The sequence below is a fragment of the Streptomyces sp. NPDC050211 genome (genome assembly GCF_040656035.1).
Taxonomy (GTDB): domain Bacteria; phylum Actinomycetota; class Actinomycetes; order Streptomycetales; family Streptomycetaceae; genus Streptomyces.
Genome location: NZ_JBFALC010000003.1, coordinates 218,880 through 241,557, shown reverse-complemented (window position 1 = coordinate 241,557; position 22,678 = coordinate 218,880). Strand labels below are relative to the sequence as shown.

Here is a 22,678-nt window from a genome sequence, read left to right as displayed (position 1 = left end):
AACCGCTCGTGAGTGAATCAGCAGCAGTGAAAACAGCCGCAATGAGCCAGCCGCGCAGCCGCGGGCCCCGGAGGATGTCGTGAGCGACACACAGACTTTGATCGAGAACCGTCCGCCGTCCGTGGCGGGCCTCTTCCTGGAGCGCGTGGCCGCCACGCCGGATGCCGAGGCCTACCGCTATCCGGTACCGGCCGCGTCCGGGCAGGGCCCGGACGACTGGAAGTCGCTGACCTGGGCGCAGACCGCCGAGCGGGTCAACGCGATCGCCGCCGGACTGATCGAGCTGGGCGTGCAGCCCGAGCAGCGCGTCGCGCTCGCCTCCGCCACCCGGATCGAGTGGATCCTCGCCGACCTGGGCATCATGTGCGCGGGCGCCGCCACCACCACGGTCTATCCGCAGACCAACGCCGAGGAGTCGGCGTTCATCCTCGCCGACTCCGGCAGCCGGGTGCTCATCGCGGAGAACGCCGAGCAGCTGACCAAGGCGCGCGAGAAGCGCGCCGAGCTGCCCGAGCTCACCCACGTCGTGGTCATCGACCCGGAGGGTGTCGAGACCGGCGACTGGGTGCTCACCCTCGCCGAGCTGGAGAGCCGGGGCGCGGCGTATCTGGAGAAGAACCCCGACGTGGTCACGGAGCGGGTCGGCGCGATCACCAAGGACCAGCTCGCCACCCTCATCTACACCTCCGGCACCACCGGCCGGCCCAAGGGCGTCCGCCTCCCGCACGACAACTGGTCGTACATGGCGAAGGCGATCGCCGCGACCGGGCTGATCAACGCCGAGGACGTGCAGTACCTGTGGCTGCCGCTCGCGCACGTCTTCGGCAAGGTGCTCACGTCCGGCCATATCGAGGTCGGGCACGTCACCGCCGTCGACGGCCGGGTCGACAAGATCATCGAGAATCTGCCGGTGGTGAAGCCGACGTACATGGCGGCGGTGCCGCGGATCTTCGAGAAGGTCTACAACGGGGTCGTGGCCAAGGCCCGTGCGGGCGGTCCCGCCAAGTACAAGATCTTCCAGTGGGCCGCGGGGGTCGCCCGCGAGTACGCCAAGGTCACCCAGGACAACTTCCGCCGCACCGGCAACCACTCCGCGCCGTTCGGGCTCGCCGCCAAGCACAAGGTCGCCGACGCGCTCGTCTACGCCAAGCTGCGGGAGGCCTTCGGCGGCAATCTGCGGGCCTGCGTCTCCGGCTCGGTCGCCCTGGCGCCGGAGATCGGGTTCTTCTTCGCCGGCGCCGGCATCCACATCCTCGAGGGCTACGGCCTCACCGAGTCCTCCGCCGCGTCCTTCGTGAACCCCGGCGAGGCCTACCGCACCGGCACGGTCGGCAAGCCGCTGCCCGGCACGGAGGTCCGGATCGCCGACGACGGCGAGATCCTGCTGCGCGGCCCCGGCATCATGGAGGGCTACCACGGGCTGCCCGAGAAGACCGCGGAGGTGCTGGAGGCGGACGGCTGGTTCCACACCGGCGACATCGGCGAGCTGTCGCCCGACGGGTACCTGCGGATCACCGACCGCAAGAAGGACCTGTTCAAGACGTCCGGTGGCAAGTACGTCGCGCCGACCGAGGTCGAGGGCAGCTTCAAGGCGGTGTGCCCGTACACCTCGAACATCGTGCTGATCGGCGCGGACCGGAACTTCTGCAGCGCCCTCATCGCCCTCGACGAGCCGTCGATCATGGCCTGGGCGAAGGACAACGGCCTGGAGGGCAAGTCGTACGAGGAGGTCGTCGCCGCGCCCGCCACGGTGGCCCTCATCGACGGGTACGTGAAGGAGCTCAACGCAGGGCTTCAGCGGTGGCAGACCGTGAAGAAGTTCCGGCTGCTGCCGAGGGATCTCGACGTGGAGCACGGTGAGCTGACGCCGAGCCTGAAGCTGAAGCGGCCGGTTGTCGAGCGGGAGTACAAGTACCTCATCGAGGAGATGTACGAAGGCTCTCGCGAGGCGTAGCGCGGGAGCGGAGGGGTTGTGGGGGACTGCTTGCGGCTGCGGGTTCGTCGTGGCTGGTCGCGCAGTTCCCCGCGCCCCTCTAGGTCAGTTGACGCGGCCCTGGTTTACCAGTTGGCGTAGCTCCACTACCTGCCTCAGCAGGCTCGCCTTGTCCGGGGGGTTCTCCCCCGTCAAGTGCTCCTCGAGTACGGCCAGGCGTGCGCCCATTTCTCCGCTCAACTTCTCCAACTGCCGGTTCTTTCGGTGCAGGTCCAGGAAGACGCTCACCTTGGCCCGTAGCACCCAAGGATCGAACGGCTTCGTCAGGTAGTCCGCGGCGCCGGTCGCGTAGCCGCGGAAGGCGTAGCCGGAGTCGTCCTCCGCGCCGGTGAGGAAGATGATGGGGACGTCCTTGGTCTGGTCGAGCCGTTTGATGTTCGCGGCGGTCTCGAAGCCGTCCATGCCCGGCATACGGACGTCGAGGAGGACGAGGGCGAACTGCTGCCGCAGCAGTGCCTTCATCGCCTCCTCGCCCGAACGTGCCCGGACGAGCGGTTCGTTGAGGGACCCCAGGACGGCCTCCAGCGCTATCAAGTTGTCCTCCATGTCGTCCACCAGGAGGATGTTCGCGCGCTCGCCGGTCGTTACCTCAGCGCTCATGATGACTGTGCCTCACTCAGTGGTCGGCGGAACCGCGTCCTCCCTTGCCGGGTCCGGTTCCGGTACTGCTGTCCCCGTATCAGTGTCGGTGTGCTGCGCGTCCGTGCCCTCCGGATCCAGGAGGGCGCAGACGACGGTCAGCAGCTGGTCGACGTCGACGGGCTTGGGTACGTAGCCGTTGGCGCCCCGGGCGATGGACTTCTCGCGGTCTCCCGGCATCGCCTTCGCGGTCAGCGCGACGATGGGCAGGCCCGTCCAGCGGGGGGTGCTGCGGATGACGGCGATGGTCTCGTAGCCGTCCATCTCCGGCATCATGATGTCCATCAGGACGAGTTCGACGTCCGGGTTGCGCTCCAGGGTCTCGATGCCCTCGCGGCCGTTCTCCGCGTACAGCACCGGCATCCCGACCCGGCCCAGCACATGGGTGAGGGCGAAGACGTTGCGGATGTCGTCGTCCACGATCAACACCCGCCGTCCGGGCAGGACTTGACCCGCGCGACCGGATTTCCACTCCTCCAGTTTGGTGGGTGCCGGCCAGCTGTCGTCGGGCTCGTGCGCGGTGTACGGCTCGGCCGACAGCTGCTCGGGCACCGGCAGCGGGCGCTGCTCGAGGACCGGGCCGGTCGCCGAATGGCCGGGGCTGACGACCGGGACGTACAAGGTGAAGGTGGACCCCTTGCCGGGTTCGCTCTCGGCGGCGATACGGCCGCCCAGCAGGCCGGCGATCTCGCGGCTGATCGACAGTCCCAGTCCCGTGCCGCCGTACTTGCGGTTGGTCGTGCCGTCGGCCTGCTGGAACGCCTCGAAGATCACCGGGAGTTTCTCCGGCGCGATGCCGATGCCGGTGTCCGAGACGGCGAAGGCGATCACCTCGTCGGTGTCGCGGACGTAGTGGTGCTGGGGGTCCTTGACCCGGCTGACGCGGAGTTCGACCCGGCCGGTCGCGGTGAACTTGATCGCGTTGGAGAGCAGGTTGCGCAGGATCTGCTGCAGCCGCTGCTCGTCCGAGTACATCTCGCGCGGCACGTCCTCGCCGACCGCCACCTCGAAGGCGAGCCCCCGGTCGATGGTCAGTGGGCGGAAGGTGGCGTGGACGTAGTCGAGGAGCTTGATGAGGGGGAGCTTCTTCGGGCGTACGTCCATCCTGCCCGCCTCGATCTTCGACAGGTCCAGGATGTCGTTGATCAGCTGGAGCAGATCCGAGCCCGAGCGGTGGATCGTCGTCGCGAACTGTACTTCCTGGTCGGAGAGATGGCCGTCCGGGTTGTCCGACAGCAGCCTCGCCAGGATCAGCAGGGAGTTCAGCGGGGTGCGCAGTTCGTGCGACATGTTCGCCAGGAACTCCGACTTGTACTGCGAGGAGGTGGCCAGCAGGGCGGCCTTCTCCTCCAGTTCGGCGTTCGAGCGCTGCAACTCGGCCTGCTGCTCCTGGAGTTCGTCCGAGCGTTCCTGGAGCTGCATCGCCAGCCGCTGGGACTCGCCGAGCAGGGACTCGGTGCGGGAGTTGGCGATGATGGTGTTGATGGCGACGCCGATGGTGTTCACGAACTGGTCGAAGAACGCCAGGTGGACGTCGGAGAAGCGGGAGAAGGAGGCCAGCTCGATCACGCCGAGGAGTTTGTCCTCGAAGGGGATCGGTATGATGACCACGCTGGTGGGCGCCGCCTCGCCGAGCCCGCTGTTGATCTTGATGTAGTCCGGCGGGGCCTCCTCCACCAGGATCCGCTTCTTCTCGCGGGCCGCCTGCCGGACCAGGCCGTGTGTGGGGAGGCCACCGGTCTCGACGGTCGCGCCCTGTGCGGCGCCGTATCCGGCGATGAACGCGAGGCCCTTCGACGGGATGGTGGTGCGCAGCCCGGCGCCGTCCTCGTCCGGATCGGCCAGGTAGAAGGCGCCGTACTGGGCGTTCACCAGCGGGGTCAGCTCACGCAGGATCAGGTCGGCGACCTCCATCAGGTCGCGGTGGCCCTGCATCAGGGCGGCGAGGCGGGCCAGATTGGACTCCAGCCAGTCCTTGGCCCGGGTGGTCTCGCGGAGGTTGGCCACCATCAGGTTGATGTTGTCCTTCAGCTCGGCGACCTCGCCCTGGGTCTCCACGGTGATCGAGCGGGACATGTCGCCCTGGGCCACCGCGGAGGCGACCTCGGCGATGGCGCGGACCTGGGTGGTCAGGTTCGAGGCGAGTTCGTTCACGTTCGTCGTCAGGCGCTTCCAGGTGCCGTACACGCCCTCCACCCGTGCCTGGCCGCCGAGTTGGCCCTCGGAGCCGACCTCGCGGGCCACCCGGGTGACCTCGGAGGAGAAGGAGGACAGCGTGTCCACCATGGTGTTGATGGTGGTCTTCAGCTCCAGGATCTCGCCGCGGGCGTCCACGTCGATCTTCTTCGACAGGTCGCCCTGTGCCACGGCCGTCGCCACCTGGGCGATATTGCGGACCTGCGAAGTGAGGTTGTCGGCCATGTAGTTGACGTTGTCCGTCAGGTCCCGCCAGACGCCGGAGACGCCCAGCACCTGCGCGCGTCCGCCGAGCCGGCCGTCGGTGCCGACCTCGCGGGCCACGCGGGTCACCTCGTCGGCGAAGGCGCGCAGCTGCTCCACCATCGTGTTGACGGTGTCCTTCAGTTCGAGGATCTCGCCGCGGGCGTCGACGGTGATCTTCTTCGACAGGTCGCCGTTGGCGACGGCGGTGGTCACCTGGGCGATGTTCCGCACCTGCGACGTCAGGTTCAGTGCCATGAAGTTGACGTTGTCGGTGAGGTCTTTCCAGACGCCACTGACACCCCGCACCTGCGCCTGCCCGCCGAGGTTTCCTTCCGTGCCGACCTCGCGGGCCACGCGGGTGACCTCGTCGGCGAAGGCGGAGAGCTGGTCGACCATGGTGTTGAAGGTGGTCTTGAGCTCCAGGATCTCGCCCTTGGCCTCGACCGTGATCTTCTTGGACAGGTCGCCCTGGGCGACAGCTGTGGACACCAGCGCGATGTTGCGGACCTGCGAAGTGAGGTTGTCCGCCATGAAGTTGACGTTCTCGGTCAGGTCCTTCCAGACCCCGGACACGCCCCGCACCTGAGCCCGACCCCCGAGGTCTCCTTCGGTGCCGACCTCGCGGGCGACGCGGGTGACCTCGTCGGCGAACGCGGACAGCTGGTCCACCATCGTGTTCACCGTCGACTTCAGTTCCAGGATCTCGCCGCGGGCGTCGACGGTGATCTTCTGGCTCAGATCGCCGTTGGCGACGGCGGTGGTCACCTGGGCGATGTTGCGGACCTGGGAGGTCAGGTTCGAGGCCATGAAGTTGACGTTGTCGGTGAGGTCCTTCCAGACCCCGGACACGCCCCGCACCTGCGCCCGCCCGCCCAACTGCCCCTCGGTGCCGACCTCGCGGGCCACGCGGGTGACCTCGTCGGCGAACGCGGAGAGCTGGTCGACCATCGTGTTCACGGTGAGCTTCAGCTCCAGCAGCTCACCGGTCGCCTCCACCGTGACCGTGCGGGTCAGATCGCCGCGGGCCACCGCCGTGGTCACCAGGGCGATGTCGCGCACCTGAGCGGTGAGCCGGGACGCCATCGTGTTGACCGCCTCGGTCACATCCCGCCAACTGCCGGACAGGCCCGTCACTTTGGCCCGGCCGCCGAGCCGTCCCTCCGTGCCGACCTCACGGGCGACCCGGGTCACCTCGCCGGTGAACAGGGAGAGCTGGTCCACCATCTTGTTCACGGCCCGGCCCAGCCGCCGCAGATCACCGCGCAGCTGCCGGTTGCCGTCGTGCAGATCGACCCGCTGGGTCAGATCGCCGCCCGCCACGGCATCGAGCACGCGCGTGGCGTTCGCGGCCGGGGCGACCAGGGCGTCGAGCAGCTGGTTCACCTCGTTGACACGGGACGTCCAGTCGCCCTGGCCGGGGCTGGCCGAGAGGCGTTCGTCGAGCCGGCCGTGCCGGACCAGCTCGCGTCGTACGCGCTGAACCTCCGTGTTGAAGTGGTTGCTGCGGTCCATGATCTGGTTGAAGACGGCGGCGAGTTCGGCCACCAGGCCGCTGCCGTCGCCATGACCGGATTCCTGGCCGGATTCCGGCACCTTGGAGAAGTCCCCGTCGCGGGCTGCGGTCATCGCGGCGAGCAGAGGGCGCAAATCCGATGCTCGAATTTGTCCGTCTTCGAGCACACGCGTAGCACTGTTCTCACTCATGGCGGCCCACTTCGGTAACTCGGCGCTTATGGGCGTGGCCAGTCTGTCACTCTGTCCGCATCGACCGAGGTGTATTCGTCCGATCTGCTCGGGGAGCTGGACATGGGGGCCATTCCGATGCAACGGGAGACCGATCCCCGTGCCTCTGATGCACCTGCGCACGGGAGCGGGCACCGGAGCGCGGAGGTGAGTACGACCCTCTGCGGAAGCCCCCTCGCGCCCGGAGCCGCCCGCGCACTGCTGCACGCCGCACTCGCCGAATGGACCGAACTGAGCCTGCCCGGCACCGAACACGTCACGGAGCGGCTCGCCGACGACGCGGTGGTGGTCGTCAGCGAACTCGTCACCAACGCCGTCATCCACGCGGGCACCGACGTCGGGCTGGTGTGCCGGCTGGAGGCGCCGGCCGGCGACCTGGTCGTCGAGGTCACCGACCAGCACCCCTCGCGCGCCCCGCGCGACAGCGACACCGAACCGCCGTACGAGACACCGGAGTACGGCCGCGGCCTGCGCCTCGTCGCCACGCTCGCGGAGGACTGGGGCGTCACCTACCGCCGGGGCGCCAAGACGCTGTGGGCGCGGCTGCCCGCCGAGGCGGCCGGCGCGTACGCCGGGGAGTGCAGCCTCCGCGTCGCCGACTTCCTCGCCCCCGAACCGCAGCAGGCCGAGCGGGACCGGGAGTGGCTCAACCGCGGCGCCCTGTCCTTCCTCGCCGAGGCCTCCGACCTGCTCGCCGGACAGCTCGACGAGGATCTCGTCGCCGCGCTCACCGGACAGCTGATCGTGCCCAGGCTGGCCGAGTGGTGCGCGGTGTGGCTGGAGGACGAGGTCATGGGCCGCGGAGGCTGGTCCGAGGGCGTCGTCGGCACCGGCCCCCGGCTCGCCCGTGTCTGGCACAGCAGCGAGAACCGCATCGAGGAGCTGCGCCGGGCCCTGGAGAAGGACCCGCCGCGCGCCCCCGACCCGGTCCGCTCGGGCCCCGTCCCCTACCCCTGGCCCGGCGACGCGCTCGGCCCGCGCGCGGAGCACGGCTCGGCACTGGCGTACCGGCTGATCGCGGGCGGCCGTCCGCTGGGCACGCTCGTCATCGGACGGTCCGGGCTGATCCGCTTCCCCGACGAGATCACCGGGCTCGTCGAGGACCTCGGCCGCCGGGTGGCGCTCGCCATCGGCGCGGCCCGCCAGTACGCCCGCCAGGCCACCATCAGCGCCGTACTCCAGCGCGGACTGCTGCCCGGCGCGGTCGCGGAGATCCCCGGCGTGCACAGCGCCCTCGTCTACGAACCCTGCGACAAGGGCGGACCCAGCGGCGACTTCTACGACCTCTTCCCGGCCGGCGACGGCCGCTGGTGCTTCGCGCTCGGCGACGTACAGGGCAAGGGCCCCGAGGCCGCCGTAGTGATCGGCCTGGCCCGCCCGTGGCTGCGGCTGCTGGCCCGCGAGGGCTACCGCGTCGCCGACGTCCTCGACCGCCTCAACCAGCTCCTCCTCGACGACGCCACCGAGGCCGCGGACGCGGCGGCACGCGTGCTGGTCGCGGCGGGCGGCCGGCCCGACGACGGCCCGCAGACCCGCTTCCTCTCCCTCCTCTACGGCGAGCTGGCCCCCTTCGACGGCGGCGTACGCTGCACGCTCGCGTCCGCGGGCCACCCCCTGCCCCTCCTGCTCGGCCCGGACGGTTCCGTCCGCCCGTCCGCGCGCCCGCAGACCCTCCTCGGCGTCGTCGAGGACGAGACGTACACCAGCGAAACCTTTGAGCTGCGGCCCGGCGACACGCTGCTGTGCGTGACGGACGGGGTGACGGAGCGGCGCTCCGGCTCCCGCCAGTTCGACGACGGCGACGGGCTGGCGGAAGCGCTGGCGGGATGCGCGGGGCTCAGCGCGGAGCTGATCGCGGAGCGGATCCGGAGGCTGGTGCACGAGTTCGGCGGGCGGCCGCCGGAGGACGACCTGGCGCTGCTCGTGCTGCAGGCGGAGTGATCCGTACGGGTGCTGGACAATGGAAGGCATGCCTTCCGCACTCCCCGACGGCGAGCCCGTCCCCGACGACGGCGCGCTCCCCGCACCCGCGCTCGCCGACGCCGCCACCCGCCCCCTCGGGTTCTATCTGCACGTCCCGTACTGCGCCACCCGCTGCGGCTACTGCGACTTCAACACCTACACCGCGACCGAGCTGCGCGGCACGGGCGGCGTGCTGGCGTCCCGTGACAACTACGCGGACACGCTGATCGACGAGGTCCGCCTGGCCCGCAAGGTCCTCGGCGACGACCCGCGCGCCGTGCGGACGGTCTTCGTCGGAGGCGGTACGCCGACCCTGCTGGCCGCGGACGATCTCGTACGCATGCTGGGCGCGATCCGCGACGAGTTCGGCCTGGCACCCGACGCCGAGATCACGACCGAGGCGAACCCGGAGTCGGTGGACCCCGCCTATCTGGCCACGCTCCGGGAGGGCGGCTTCAACCGGGTGTCCTTCGGCATGCAGAGCGCGAAGCAGCACGTACTGCGCGTGCTGGACCGCACACACACGCCGGGACGCCCCGAGGCCTGCGTCGCGGAGGCCCGGGCGGCGGGCTTCGACCACGTCAACCTGGATCTGATCTACGGCACACCGGGGGAGTCGGACGACGACTGGCGGGCCTCCCTGGAGTCCGCGATCGGCGCCGGTCCCGACCATGTCTCGGCCTACGCCCTGATCGTCGAGGAGGGCACACAGCTGGCCCGGCGCATCCGCCGCGGCGAGGTTCCGATGACCGACGACGACGTCCACGCCGACCGGTATCTGATCGCGGAGTCGGTGCTGTCGGGGGCCGGCTTCGAGTGGTACGAGGTCTCGAACTGGGCGACATCGGACGCGGGGCGGTGCCTGCACAACGAGCTGTACTGGCGAGGGGCCGACTGGTGGGGCGCCGGACCCGGAGCCCACTCGCACATGGGCGGCGTGCGGTGGTGGAACGTGAAGCATCCCGGGGCCTACGCGGCGGCACTGGCCGCTGGCCGCTCGCCCGGCGCAGGGCGGGAGATTCTGACGGCCGAGGACCGTCGCGTGGAGCGGGTGCTGCTGGAGCTGCGCCTACGGGAGGGCGTACCGCTGGCTCTGCTCCGAGAGGAGGGCCGCAAGGCATCTCGGCGGGCGCTGGAGGAGGGGCTGCTTCAGGAACGGCCGTACGACGAGGGGCGCGCGGTGTTGACGCTTCGGGGGCGGTTGCTGGCGGACGCGGTGGTGCGGGACCTGGTGGACTGAAGCGAAGCCGCCCTACGCCGGTGCCGTGACGAAGTCGATCAGCTCCTCCACCCTCCCCAACAACTCCGGCTCCAGATCCCGATAAGACCGCACCCGCCCCAGAATCCCCTGCCAAGCCGCACCGGTGTTTTCCGGCCACCCCAGTGCCCGGCACACGCCCGTCTTCCAGTCCTGCCCGTGCGGCACCCTCGGCCACCCCGCGATCCCCAGTGACGACGGCTTCACGGCCTCCCAGATGTCGATGTACGGGTGGCCGACCACTAGGGCGTGCTCACTCGGCACCGACTCGGCGATGCGCCACTCCTTCGTGCCCGGCACCAAGTGGTCGACCAGTACCCCCAGGCGTGCGTCCGGGCCCGGTGCGAATTCGGCCACGATGGACGGTAGGTCGTCGATGCCTTCCAGGTACTCCACGACGACGCCCTCGATGCGGAGGTCGTCGCCCCAGACCTTCTCGACGAGTTCCGCGTCGTGCCGGCCCTCGACGTAGATGCGCCCGGCGCGAGCGACACGCGCGCGGGCGCCGGGGACGGCGACGGAGCCGGATGCGGTACGGGTGGGACGTACGGGACCGGCGGCGGGCTTGACCAGGGTCACGACTCGGCCCTCCAGGAGGAAGCCCCGTGGTTCCAGGGGAAACACGCGGTGCTTGCCGAAGCGGTCCTCCAGGGTCACCGTGCCCGCCTCGCAGCGGATCACCGCGCCGCAGAAGCCGGTGCCGGGTTCCTCGACGACCAGACCGGGGTCCGCCGGGACCTCGGGGACGGGCTTGGGCTTCTTCCACGGCGGGGTCAGGTCCGAAGAGTACTGGCGCATTCGGATGACGATAGGAGAAGCCGGAGGGGCGTGGTCACGACACGCCGAATCGGCGCGCGAGCGCGTTCCGCTGCGCGCGGACGAACGCCGCGTCCACCACCGCTCCGTGACCGGGCACATACAGCGCGTCCTCGCCGCCGAGGTCCAGCAGACGATCAAGTGCCGCGGGCCAGTGGGTCGGTACGGCGTCGGCGCCCGCCTGCGGCTCCCCGGACTCCTCGACCAGATCGCCGCAGAACACGACCTCCGGATCGCCGGGGATGAGGACCGCGAGGTCGTGGGCGGTGTGGCCCGGACCCACGTTGGCGAGGAGGACCTGCCGGCCGCCGCCCAGGTCGAGGGTCCACTCGCCGGAGACGTGATGGCGGGGCGGTGTGAGGGACACCACCGCCTCGTCCGCCGGGCCGGCGTCCAGACCGTGGCGTACCGCGTCCGCCCGCAGCTCCTCGCGCCCGGTGTGCGAGTACACCGTGTCGATGCCCACCGCGCCGTACAACTCCGCGCCCGCGAAGGCCCCCGCCCCGAAGACGTGATCGAAGTGTGGGTGGGTGAGCGCGAGATGAGTCACACGGTGGCCGGCGAGTTCCTGAGCCCCCGCACGCACACGTGCGCCCTCCGCGAGGCTCGACCCGGCGTCGATCACCAGAGCCGCGCCGGCCCCGACGACCAGCCCCACCGTGCAGTCCCAGACCGGCAGCCGGCACCGTCCCACCCCGGCCGCCAGCCGCTCCCACCCCAGCTCTTCCCAAGTCACGCTCATACGGCGACGCTAGCCGTACGACCCCGTCCTTGCCCCGTGAGTACCCGACCGCCGTACACTGGGCCGGGGAACTCTGGCACTCGGAAGCGAAGAGTGCCAGGCGAGGCGCCGAGAGGGACGACTTCTGGAGGTGTGCGCGAGATGCTGAGTGAACGCAGGCTTCAGGTGCTGCGCGCCATCGTCCAGGACTATGTCGGCACGGAGGAGCCGGTCGGCTCCAAGGCGCTGACCGAGCGGCACAACCTCGGTGTCTCCCCGGCGACCGTGCGCAACGACATGGCGGTCCTGGAGGACGAGGGGTTCATCGCCCAGCCGCACACCAGCGCCGGGCGCATCCCCACGGACAAGGGCTACCGCCTCTTCGTCGACAAGCTGGCCGGCGTCAAGCCGATGAGCGCGCCCGAGCGGCGTGCGATTCAGAACTTCCTCGACGGGGCCGTCGATCTCGACGATGTGGTGGCGCGGACGGTGCGGCTGCTCGCGCAGCTGACCCGGCAGGTCGCCGTCGTGCAGTACCCCTCGCTCACCCGCTCCACCGTGCGGCACGTGGAACTGCTCTCACTCGCTCCCGCGCGCGTGATGCTCGTGCTGATCACGGACACCGGGCGGGTCGAGCAGCGGATGGTCGACTGTCCGGCGCCGTTCGGCGAGGCCTCTCTCGCCGATCTGCGCGCGCGGCTCAACAGCCGGGTCGCCGGACGCCGGTTCACCGATGTCCCGCTGTTGGTCGAGGACCTGCCCGAGGCCTTCGACCACGAGGACCGCGGCACGGTCTCGACGGTGCTCTCCACACTTCTGGAGACCCTCGTCGAGGAGAACGAAGAGCGGCTGATGATCGGCGGCACCGCCAATCTGACCCGCTTCGGGCATGACTTTCCCCTCACGATCCGGCCGGTGCTCGAGGCGCTGGAGGAGCAGGTCGTGCTCCTCAAGTTGCTTGGTGAGGCCGGGGATTCGGGCATGACCGTACGCATCGGTCACGAGAACGCCTACGAGGGACTCAACTCCACGTCTGTCGTGTCGGTCGGCTACGGTTCGGGCGGCGAGGCAGTCGCCAAGCTCGGCGTGGTCGGACCGACCCGCATGGATTACCCGGGAACGATGGGAGCGGTACGCGCAGTGGCACGGTACGTCGGACAGATCCTGGCGGAGTCGTAAGTGGCCACGGACTACTACGCCGTTCTCGGCGTGCGCCGCGACGCGTCGCAGGAAGAGATCAAGAAGGCCTTCCGGCGGCTCGCACGCGAGCTGCACCCGGACGTCAATCCGGATCCGAAGACCCAGGAGCGGTTCAAGGAGATCAACGCCGCTTACGAGGTGCTGTCGGACCCGCAGAAGAAGCAGGTCTACGACCTCGGCGGCGACCCGCTGTCCCAGGCCGGCGGCGCCGGTGGCGCGGGCGGCTTCGGCGCGGGTGGCTTCGGGAACTTCTCGGACATCATGGACGCGTTCTTCGGTACGGCGTCCCAGCGGGGCCCGCGGTCGCGTACGCGGCGCGGCCAGGACGCGATGATCCGGCTGGACGTCGAGCTGGACGAGGCGGCCTTCGGCACGACCAAGGACCTCCAGGTCGACACGGCGATCGTCTGCTCGACCTGCAGCGGCGAGGGCGCCGCGCCGGGGACGAGTGCGCAGACGTGTGACATGTGCCGCGGTCGCGGTGAGGTGTCGCAGGTGACCCGGTCCTTCCTGGGCCAGGTCATGACGTCCCGGCCCTGCCCCCAGTGCCAGGGCTTCGGCACGGTCGTGCCGACGCCGTGCCCGGAGTGCGCCGGTGACGGCCGGGTCCGCTCCCGGCGCACCCTCACGGTCAAGATCCCGGCCGGTGTCGACAACGGCACGCGGATCCAGCTCGCGGGTGAGGGCGAGGTCGGTCCCGGTGGCGGTCCCGCCGGTGACCTGTACGTCGAGATCCATGAGCTGCCGCACGCGCAGTTCCAGCGGCGCGGCGACGACCTGCACTGCACGGTCACGCTTCCGATGACGGCGGCCGCGCTCGGCACCAAGGTCCCGCTGGAGACGCTGGACGGCCTGGAAGAGGTCGACATCCGCCCGGGCACCCAGTCCGGCCAGTCGATCCCGCTGCACGGCCGCGGCGTCACCCACCTCCGCGGCGGCGGCCGCGGCGACCTCATCGTCCACGTCGAGGTCCAGACCCCGAACAAACTCGACCCCGAACAGGAACGCCTCCTCCGCGAGCTGGCCAAGCTACGCGGCGAGGAACGGCCTACGGGGCAGTTCCAACCTGGGCAGCAGGGGCTCTTCTCGCGGCTGAAGGACGCCTTCAACGGGCGTTAGCTCTGGCATGCCGGTGGCCTATGCCAAGGGGAAGGCCGGATTCGGACTTGTTCGGAGGACGTGACAACATGCCGTCATGTCCTCCGCACTGACCGATCTCTTCCCTCATCCGATCGTGCAGGCCCCCATGGCGGGCGGAGTCTCCGTCCCGCATCTCGCTGCCGCCGTGTCCGAGGCCGGCGGGCTCGGGTTTCTGGCCGCCGGGTACAAGACCGCCGACGGCATGTACCAGGAGATCAAACAGCTGCGGGGCATCACGAGCCGCCCGTTCGGCGTGAACCTGTTCATGCCGCAGCCGGAGTACGCCGATGCCGCCGCCGTGGACGTCTACGCCCATCAGCTGGCGGGTGAGGCCGCCTGGTACGAGACCGAGCTGGGCGACCCCGACAGCGGCCGCGACGACGGCTACGACGCCAAGCTCGCCGTCCTGCTCGACAACCCGGTGCCGGTGGTCTCGTTCCACTTCGGCGTGCCCAGCCGGGACGTACTGGACTCACTGCGCCGCGTCGGCACCGTCACGCTGGTCACCGCGACCACCGCCGAGGAGGCCCTCGCCGTGCAGCGGGCCGGTGCCGACGGAGTGATCGTGCAGGGCGTCGAGGCGGGCGGCCATCAGGGCACGCACCGGGACATCCAGGAGACGGACGGCGCCGGCATCGGCCTGCTGTCGCTGATCGCGCAGGTCCGCGAGACCGTGTCGCTCCCGCTCGTCGCCGCCGGCGGCATCATGCGCGGCAGCCAGATCGCCGCCGCCCTGGCCGCGGGCGCCAGTGCGGCCCAGCTCGGCACGGCGTTCCTCGCCACCCCCGAGTCCGGCGCCAACGCCCTGCACAAGCAGGCGCTCACCAACCCCCTGTTCGTCCGTACGGAGTTGACGCGCGCGTTCTCCGGCCGCCCGGCCCGCGGCCTGGTCAACCGCTTCCTGCGGGAGCACGGCCCGTACGCGCCCGCCGCCTACCCGGAGGTCCACCACCTCACCTCGCCGCTGCGCAAGGCGGCGGCCAAGGCGGGCGACGCGCAGGGCATGGCGCTGTGGGCGGGACAAGGCCACCGGATGGCCCGCGAACTGCCCGCCGGACAGCTGGTGGAGGTGCTGGCCGCCGAGATCGCCGCCGCGAAGACAGCGTTGTCGGCCGCTCCGTCCATGGGAGGCGGTGCCTGATGACCGCCCCCGTCTTCGTGGTCGAGCACTTCGACGCGGGCAGCGGCGGGCGGTACGTCCTCGACGGCCCCGAGGGGCGCCACGCGGTCTCGGTGAAGCGGCTGCGGCCCGGCGAGGACGTGGTGCTCACCGACGGGGCGGGCCGCTGGGCGGAGTGCGTGGTGCTGGACACCGAGGGCAAGGACCGCCTCATCGTCCGGCTGGACTCGGTGGCCGAGCAGCCGCAGCCCGAACCCCGCATCACGATCGTCCAGGCCCTCCCCAAGGGCGACCGCGGCGAACTCGCCGTCGAGACGATGACCGAGGTCGGCGTCGACGCGATCGTGCCGTGGGCCGCCTCCCGCTGCATCACGCAGTGGAAGGGCGACCGCGGACTGAAGGCGCTGGCCAAGTGGCGGGCCACGGCGCGCGAGGCCGGCAAGCAGTCCCGCCGGGTGCGCTTCCCCGACGTCGCGGACGCCGCGACCTCCAAGCAGGTCGCGGCACTTCTCGCGAAGGCCGACTTCGCCGCCGTACTGCATGAAAGCGGCACGGAACCCCTCGCCGGTGCCGAACTGCCCGCCGAGGGTGAGATCGTGCTGGTCGTCGGGCCCGAAGGGGGCGTCTCTCCCGAGGAGTTGACGCTGTTCGCGGAGGCCGGTGCGCGGGCGTACCGGCTCGGGCCCAGTGTGCTGCGTACGTCCACCGCCGGTACCGCGGCGGCGGCGCTTCTTCTCGGCCGCACCGGCCGGTGGTCCTGAACACCCGGGAGTGGTCATGGAACTCGCTCAAGTACGGCTACTCGTCAGCGACTTCGCCGCGTGTTATCGCTTCTACTCCGAGGTCCTCGGGCTCAAGCCGCAGTCGGGGGCTGCCGAGGGGCCGTACGAGAAGTTCAGTCCCGCGACCGGCTCTGCGGGGATCGCGCTTCAGGACCGGGCGATGATGGCGGAGGTGCTGGGGGAGTTGGGCGACGCGGCGACTGGTCACCGTTCTCTGGTTGTCCTGCGCGTCGATGATCTGGACGCGTACTGCGAGCAGGTCGCTGCGCGGGGCGCCACGCTGTTGCACGGGCCGACTCATATGGCGGCGCGTATGCGTGTCGCGCATCTCAAGGATCCGGAGGGCAACCTGGTGGAACTTCAGGAGTGGCTGCTGCTGCGAACCTGAGCCAGGCTTCACTCGACTTCGACTAGGGGGAGGCGTGAGTGGCCGTATGCGCTCTTTCGTGTTGGGCGGGACAGTGGGAGGCTGCCGTCCATGGGGGTATTGCGGTGGGTTTGGGATCGTCCGCGCTGGGCGAGGGTCGTTGCCGTGGTCGGAGTCGTCGGGGTGGTCGTCGGCTGTGATCCGGCCGGGCTTAGTTCGGCGACGGTGGCTTACACGACCGACCAGACCGTCACCAAGGAACTGGAGCGGCAGAACGCGAAGGTGAGCTGGCTCACCTGTACGGCGTCCTTCGGGGATGGCAACAAGGCTTCTACGCCGGGGAGTTCGAGCCCGAGCGTGAACGCCGTCGCCAATGTCGACTGTCAGGGCCGCACCGACCAGGGGCAGGACATCACCGTCACCGGCAAGGTGACGCGGGCGGTCAACGGCAAGTGTGTACGTGGGGACCTCACGGCCAAGATCGACGGGAAGGAGTGGTTCCACGTCGAAGGGCTCGGCAACTGCGACGCGGCGAGCACTCCGCCGGTCAACAATCCGCAGCAGCCCGGGGCCACGGTCACGGTCACCGAGACGAAGACGCTGTGGTGCAAGGAGCAGCCGAACTGCTGGCCCGAGGGCAAGTGAGCCATGGTCGCGCGGAGCGGGCAAGTGATCCAAAGGCCTGTCCAGCGGCGCCGCGCCTGCATAGGGTGATCGGGTGACAGAGCCCGCATCCGCCGCGTATCTCCGCTTCCCGCACCTGCACGGCGACCTGGTCGCCTTCACCGCCGAGGACGACGTCTGGCTCGCGCCTCTCGACGGCGGCCGGGCCTGGCGGGTCAGTGCCGACAATGTGCCGGTCACCCTGCCGCGCATCTCGCCCGACGGTACGACGGTGGCGTGGACCTCCACCCGCGACGGCGCCCCCGAGGTGCACATCGCCCCCATCGACGGCGGTCCCGCCAAGCGCCTGACGCACTGGGGCAGTTCACGCACCCAGGTACGCGGCTGGACCCCCGACGGCCAGGTCCTCGCCATCACGACCTACGGCCAGGCCAACCTCCGCCGCAGCTGGGCCCACGCCGTCCCGCTCGACGGCGGACCGTCGACCGTCCTGCCGTACGGCTGGGTCGGCCATGTCGCCTACGGCCCGAGCGCGGTGCTGCTGTCCTCGCCGATGGGGCGGGAGGCGGCGTGGTGGAAGCGGTACCGGGGCGGTACGGCGGGCAAGTTGTGGATCGACCGTGGCGCCGAAGGTGAAGAAGGTGCCGGGGAGTTCGTACGGCTGCATGAAGACGTCGACGGCAACATCGAGTACCCCGTGTGGGCGGGGGAGCGGATCGCGTTCCTGTCCGATCACGAGGGGGTCGGGGCGCTGTACTCCTCCCTCGGGGACGGTTCGGATCTACGGCGGCACACTCCCGTCGACGGCTTCTACGCCCGGCATGCCTCCGGCGACGGCACCCGCGTCGTGTACTCCTGTGCCGGTGAACTCTGGATCCTGGACGACCTCGACGGCGCCGAGCCGCGCAAGCTCGACATCCGGCTCGGCGGGCAGCGCACCGACCGGCAGCCGTTCCCGGTGAACGCCTCACGGTGGTTCGGGTCGGCGTCCCCCGACCACACCGCGCGCGGCAGCGCGGTCGCGGTGCGCGGCGCCGTGCACTGGGTCACCCACCGCTCGGGACCGGCCCGCGCGCTCGCCGCCGAACCCGGCGTACGGGCCCGGCTGCCGCGCACCTTCCGCGCGGAGGGCGAGGAGTGGGTGGTGTGGGTGACGGACGCCGAGGGCGACGACGCCCTGGAGTTCGCGCCGGCGACCGGCCTGGCTCCGGGGGCGACTCCGCGCCGGCTCGCCGCCGGGCAGCTCGGCCGCGTGCTCGGGCTCGCGATGGCGCCCGACGGCAGCAGGGCCGCCGTAGCCTCGCACGACGGACGCGTGCTGCTCGTCGAGCGCGAGACCGGCGAGGTCCGCGAGGTCGACCGCAGCGAGGACGGCGACGCCTCCGGGCTGGTCTTCTCGCCCGACTCGGCATGGCTGGCCTGGTCGCACCCCGGCCCCCGCCCGCTGTGCCATCTCAAACTCGCCAACACCACCGACCTGTCGGTCACCGAGGCGACCCCGCTGCGCTTCCAGGACTACGCGCCCGCCTTCACCCTCGACGGCAAGCACCTCGCCTTCCTGTCGACGCGGGCCTTCGACCCGGTCTACGACGAGCACGTCTTCGACCTGGCCTTCGTCGTCGGCTCCCGCCCGCACCTGATCACGCTGGCCGCGACGACCCCGTCCCCGTTCGGCCCGCAGCGGCACGGCCGTCCCTTCGACGCGCCGGACAAGGACGAGACCCCGGACAGCGAGGGCGCCCCGACCACCCGCGTCGACCTGGAGGGGCTCGCCGACCGGATCGTGCCGTTCCCGGTGGAGGCCGCCCGCTACTCCGGGCTGCGCGCCGCGAAGGACGGCGTGCTGTGGCTGCGCCACCCGGTGCGCGGGTCGCTGGGTGCCACCCGGGCCAACCCGGACGACCCCGACCCCAAGTCGGAGCTGGAGCGGTACGACCTCGTCCAGCGGCGCCTGGAGCATCTCGCGGACGACGCCGACCACTTCCGGGTCAGCGGCGACGGCAAGCGGGTCCTGCTGTGGTCCGACGGCCGGCTCAAGGTCGTCCCCAGCGACCGGCGCGCCGCCAACGACGACGAGAGCGACACCAACATCACCGTCGACCTCGGCCGCATCCGCCAGACCGTCGACCCGGCGGCCGAGTGGCGGCAGATGTACGAGGAGAACGGCCGCATCATGCGGGACAACTTCTGGCGTCCCGACCTGGGCGGCACGGACTGGAACGGCGTCCTCGACCGCTACCGCCCCCTCCTCGACCGCGTCGCCACCCACGACGACCTCGTCGACCTGCTGTGGGAGGTGCACGGCGAGCTGGGCACCTCGCACGCGTACGTCATGCCGCGCGGCGGCCACGGCAGCGGGGACCGGCAGGGGCTGCTCGGCGCGGACATCTCCCGCCATGCGGACGGCAGCTGGCGCATCGACCGGATCCTGCCCTCCGAGACGTCCGACCCGGATGCCCGAGCCCCGCTCGCCGCGCCCGGCGTGGCGGTGCGCGCGGGCGACGCGATCGTGGCGGTGAACGGCGTCCCCGTCGACCCGGTGACCGGGCCCGGCCCCCTCCTCGTCGGTACGGCGGGCAAGCCGGTCGAGCTGACGGTGTCGCCCTCCGGCGGCGGCGAGCCCCGGCACGCCGTCGTCGTCCCCGTCGCCGACGAGGAGCCGTTGCGCTACCACGCCTGGGTCGCCGACCGGCGGGCCTACGTCCACGAACGTTCCGGCGGCCGTCTCGGCTACCTCCACGTCCCCGACATGCAGGCGCCGGGCTGGGCCCAGATCCACCGCGACCTGCGCGTGGAAGTAGCCAGGGAGGGGCTCGTCGTCGACGTCCGGGAGAACCGGGGCGGCCACACGTCCCAGCTCGTCGTCGAGAAGCTGGCCCGCCGCATCGTCGGCTGGGCCTCCCCGCGCGGCATGCGGCCGTACAGCTATCCCGAGGACGCCCCCCGTGGTCCCGTCGTCGCCGTCGCCAACGAGTTCTCCGGGTCCGACGGGGACATCGTCAACGCGGCGATCAAGGCGCTGGGGATCGGGCCGGTCGTCGGTACGCGTACGTGGGGCGGCGTGATCGGCATCGACAACCGGTACCGGTTGGTCGACGGCACGCTCGTCACTCAGCCCAAGTACGCGTTCTGGCTGGAGAACTACGGCTGGGGCGTGGAGAACCACGGGGTGGATCCGGACGTGGAGGTGGTCCAGCGCCCGCAGGACTACGCGGCGGGGAGGGATGTCCAGCTGGACGAGGCGGTGAGGCTGGCGCTGGCCGCACTGGAGGAGACGCCGGCGAAGGTACCGCCGAGCCTGCCGTGAGCCGGGGTGGGGGCTGGGCAGGGGTGGGTCGCGCAGCCCGGCGCTGACGGGGTGCCGCCTGCGCCCACCCGTGCCGCCCCAGGCGGCACGACTGCCCGCAGCTTGCGCAAGGTCTCCGACGATACGATGCCCACGTAAGAGATCACCCAGCGTGAGGAGGCACACGCATGGCAGGGGAACCGCAGGACGACTGTCTGTTCTGCAAGATCGTCGAGGGGCACATCCCGGCGACGATCGTCCGAGAGACGGAGACGACCGTCGCGTTCCGGGACATCAACCCCCAGGCGCCCACCCACGTCCTGGTGATCCCGAGGGCGCACTACCCCAGCGCCGCCGAGCTGGCAGCCGCGGAACCCATGATCGCCGCCGACATACTCCGCGAAGCGCACGCGGTCGCCGACGAGGACAAGCTGGAGAGCTACCGCATCGTCTTCAACACGGGAGCCGGCGCCGGCCAGACCGTCTTCCACGCGCACGCCCATGTCATGGGCGGTCGCGGCATGCAGTGGCCGCCCGGGTAACTCACCGTGTCCGTACGTGAATTGGTGGTCCTCGGCACGGCCAGCCAGGTCCCGACCCGGCACCGCAACCACAACGGCTATCTGCTCCGCTGGGACGGCGAGGGCATCCTGTTCGACCCGGGCGAGGGCACCCAGCGCCAGATGCTGCGCGCCGGGGCCGCCGCCCACGACCTGAACCGGATCTGCGTCACCCACTTCCACGGCGATCACTCCCTGGGCCTCGCCGGCGTCATCCAGCGCATCAACCTCGACCAGGTGCCGCACGAGATCACCGCCCATTACCCGAAGTCGGGCCAGCGCTTCTTCGACCGGCTGCGCTACGCCACCGCCTACCGGGAGACGGTCCAGCTCACCCAGGCACCCGTGGCCGCCGACGGGGTGCTTGCCACCACCCCCGCCTACACGCTCGAAGGGCGCAAACTCTCCCACTCCGTCGAGTCCTACGGCTACCGCCTCGTCGAGCCCGACGGGCGGCGGATGCTCCCCAACCGGCTCGCCGCGCACGGCATCAAGGGCCCGGACGTGGGCCGCATCCAGCGCGAGGGCGCTCTCGGAGGTGTCACGCTGGAGGACGTCAGTGAAGTCCGCCGCGGACAGCGGTTCGCGTTCGTCATGGACACCCGGCTGTGCGACGGGGCGTACGCCCTCGCCGAGGGCTGCGACATGCTCGTCATCGAGTCCACGTTCCTCGACGAGGATGAGCAACTCGCCGTAGAGCACGGCCATTTGACGGCCAGTCAGGCGGCGCGGGTGGCGAAGGAGAGCGGCGTACGGCATCTCGTGCTCACCCACTTCAGCCAGCGGTACACCGAGCCCGACGAATTCGAGCGGCAGGCGCGGGCCGCCGGGTTCGAGGGGGAGCTGACCGTGGCGCACGATCTGCTGAGGGTGCCGGTTCCGAAACGGCGATAAAACGCCCGTACGATATTTCGATGCCCCTCCCCACAGCGGAACTGCACCTCCACATCGAAGGCACACTCGAGCCCGAGCTGGCCTTCGAGCTCGCCGCGCGCAACGGCGTCGAGCTGCCGTACGCCGACACGGACCAGCTCCGCAAGGCGTACCAGTTCGAGGATCTCCAGTCCTTTCTGAACCTGTACTACGAGCTCATGGCCGTTCTGCGGACCGAGCGGGACTTCGAGGATCTCGCCAACGCCTACCTCGCGCGTGCCGCCTCGCAGGGTGTGCGGCACGCGGAGATCTTCTTCGACCCGCAGGCGCACATCGCGCGGGGCGTGGGCATGGGCACGGTCGTCGAGGGGCTGTCCCGCGCGCTCGACCTGAGCGTGGAGGCGCATGGCATTTCCACGCAGCTGATCATGTGCTTCCTGCGCGACGAGTCCGCCGAGTCGGCGATGGCGACGCTGGAGGCCGCGAAGCCGTATCTCGACCGGATCGTGGGGATCGGGCTGGACTCCGCCGAGGTCGGGCATCCGCCGGTGAAGTTCCGTGAGGTGTATGAGGCGGCGGCGGAGCTGGGGCTGCGGCGCGTCGCGCATGCGGGGGAGGAGGGGCCGCCGGAGTACATCACCGAGGCGCTGGACGTGCTGGGCGTCGAGCGGATCGACCATGGGCTGCGGTGTATGGAGGACCCGGTCCTCGTCGAACGGTTGGTGCGTGAGCGTGTGCCGCTGACTCTGTGTCCGCTCTCCAATGTCCGGTTGCGCACGGTGGACGTCCTCGCCGATCATCCGTTGCCGGCGATGCTCGATGCGGGGCTGTTGTGCACGGTCAACTCCGATGATCCGGCGTACTTCGGTGGGTATGTGGGCGACAACTACGATGCGGTGCGGTCGGAGTTGGGGCTTGGGGAGGATCGGCTGCGGGAGTTGGCGCGTAACTCGTTCCTCGCGGCGTTTCTTGGGCACGATGAGGAGCGGCGGGCGGGGTATCTGGCGGAGGTCGCGGCGTACGAGTTTGGCTGAGCGGGCTGGTTTGCTGCGGGCCGGTGGGGGTTGATCGCGCCCACGCGGCGGTAGCCGCAAATTCAACACAGCCCCGCGCCCCTAAAGGGGCGCTGTAGTCATGCTTACTCGACTTCAT

17 protein-coding genes are annotated in these 22,678 nt (G+C 70.5%); 13 read left to right on the top strand and 4 right to left on the bottom strand.

The window, feature by feature from the left end; translation table 11 throughout:
• The first annotated feature begins 79 nt into the window (after positions 1-79).
• The gene (locus AB0I98_RS05040) at positions 80-1,954 is read left to right on the top strand and encodes an AMP-dependent synthetase/ligase (protein WP_362935436.1); all 1,875 of its coding nucleotides are present in this window, start codon (positions 80-82) and stop codon (positions 1,952-1,954) included.
• Between the two features lie 84 nt (positions 1,955-2,038).
• Here the strand turns inward: AB0I98_RS05040 and AB0I98_RS05035 are convergent, their stop codons facing one another.
• Together AB0I98_RS05035 and AB0I98_RS05030 are read right to left on the bottom strand one after the other, a co-directional pair.
• The gene (locus AB0I98_RS05035; protein WP_362935433.1) at positions 2,039-2,593 is read right to left on the bottom strand and encodes a response regulator; all 555 of its coding nucleotides are present in this window, start codon (positions 2,591-2,593) and stop codon (positions 2,039-2,041) included.
• A gap of 12 nt (positions 2,594-2,605) precedes the next feature.
• A complete protein-coding gene (locus tag AB0I98_RS05030) occupies positions 2,606-6,700 on the bottom strand; it encodes a HAMP domain-containing protein (RefSeq protein WP_362935430.1) in 4,095 nt (1,364 codons plus the stop codon).
• Between the two features lie 180 nt (positions 6,701-6,880).
• Here AB0I98_RS05030 and AB0I98_RS05025 point away from each other — a divergent pair, with 180 nt between their 5' ends.
• Positions 6,881-8,758 carry an ATP-binding SpoIIE family protein phosphatase gene (locus tag AB0I98_RS05025; protein ID WP_362935427.1) on the top strand — a complete coding sequence of 626 codons (1,878 nt, stop codon included), beginning with the start codon at positions 6,881-6,883 and terminating at the stop codon, positions 8,756-8,758.
• A gap of 28 nt (positions 8,759-8,786) precedes the next feature.
• The gene (gene hemW, locus AB0I98_RS05020; protein ID WP_362935424.1) at positions 8,787-10,019 is read left to right on the top strand and encodes a radical SAM family heme chaperone HemW; all 1,233 of its coding nucleotides are present in this window, start codon (positions 8,787-8,789) and stop codon (positions 10,017-10,019) included.
• Between the two features lie 12 nt (positions 10,020-10,031).
• On the opposite strand, the gene AB0I98_RS05015 is transcribed toward hemW, so the two are convergent.
• Both AB0I98_RS05015 and AB0I98_RS05010 read right to left on the bottom strand, forming a co-directional pair.
• Entirely contained in the window at positions 10,032-10,835 is an 804-nt protein-coding gene (locus AB0I98_RS05015; RefSeq protein WP_362935421.1) for a DUF3097 domain-containing protein, read from the bottom strand.
• A 34-nt stretch (positions 10,836-10,869) separates the two neighbouring features.
• On the bottom strand, positions 10,870-11,595 hold the full coding sequence (locus tag AB0I98_RS05010; protein WP_362935418.1) for an MBL fold metallo-hydrolase: 726 nt from the start codon (positions 11,593-11,595) through the stop codon (positions 10,870-10,872).
• Between the two features lie 141 nt (positions 11,596-11,736).
• On the opposite strand from AB0I98_RS05010, the gene hrcA reads away from it, so the two are divergent.
• From hrcA to AB0I98_RS04960, 10 genes are all read left to right on the top strand, one after another.
• Positions 11,737-12,753 carry a heat-inducible transcriptional repressor HrcA gene (gene hrcA, locus AB0I98_RS05005; protein ID WP_362935415.1) on the top strand — a complete coding sequence of 339 codons (1,017 nt, stop codon included), beginning with the start codon at positions 11,737-11,739 and terminating at the stop codon, positions 12,751-12,753.
• The gene (dnaJ, locus tag AB0I98_RS05000; RefSeq protein WP_328364605.1) at positions 12,754-13,893 is read left to right on the top strand and encodes a molecular chaperone DnaJ; all 1,140 of its coding nucleotides are present in this window, start codon (positions 12,754-12,756) and stop codon (positions 13,891-13,893) included.
• A 76-nt stretch (positions 13,894-13,969) separates the two neighbouring features.
• Positions 13,970-15,055 (top strand): nitronate monooxygenase, encoded by a 1,086-nt coding sequence (locus AB0I98_RS04995; protein WP_362935412.1) that lies wholly within the window; start codon positions 13,970-13,972, stop codon positions 15,053-15,055.
• Complete coding sequence (locus tag AB0I98_RS04990) at positions 15,055-15,795, top strand: 16S rRNA (uracil(1498)-N(3))-methyltransferase (protein ID WP_362935409.1); 741 nt, start codon at positions 15,055-15,057, stop codon at positions 15,793-15,795. The genes AB0I98_RS04995 and AB0I98_RS04990 overlap by 1 nt, the downstream gene beginning before the upstream one ends.
• A gap of 16 nt (positions 15,796-15,811) precedes the next feature.
• Positions 15,812-16,204: a VOC family protein gene (locus tag AB0I98_RS04985; protein ID WP_362935406.1), complete on the top strand. Its 393-nt coding sequence runs from the start codon at positions 15,812-15,814 to the stop codon at positions 16,202-16,204.
• A 90-nt stretch (positions 16,205-16,294) separates the two neighbouring features.
• A complete protein-coding gene (locus tag AB0I98_RS04980; protein WP_362935403.1) occupies positions 16,295-16,828 on the top strand; it encodes a hypothetical protein in 534 nt (177 codons plus the stop codon).
• A 73-nt stretch (positions 16,829-16,901) separates the two neighbouring features.
• Positions 16,902-20,114 (top strand): S41 family peptidase, encoded by a 3,213-nt coding sequence (locus AB0I98_RS04975; RefSeq protein WP_362935400.1) that lies wholly within the window; start codon positions 16,902-16,904, stop codon positions 20,112-20,114.
• Positions 20,115-20,281: 167 nt separating this feature from the next.
• Positions 20,282-20,635 (top strand): histidine triad nucleotide-binding protein, encoded by a 354-nt coding sequence (locus tag AB0I98_RS04970; RefSeq protein ID WP_362935397.1) that lies wholly within the window; start codon positions 20,282-20,284, stop codon positions 20,633-20,635.
• 6 nt (positions 20,636-20,641) lie between these two features.
• Positions 20,642-21,547, top strand: a complete 906-nt coding sequence (locus AB0I98_RS04965; protein WP_362935394.1) for a ribonuclease Z — start codon at positions 20,642-20,644, stop codon at positions 21,545-21,547.
• 20 nt (positions 21,548-21,567) lie between these two features.
• A complete protein-coding gene (locus tag AB0I98_RS04960) occupies positions 21,568-22,560 on the top strand; it encodes an adenosine deaminase (RefSeq protein WP_362935391.1) in 993 nt (330 codons plus the stop codon).
• Positions 22,561-22,678: the final 118 nt, after the last annotated feature.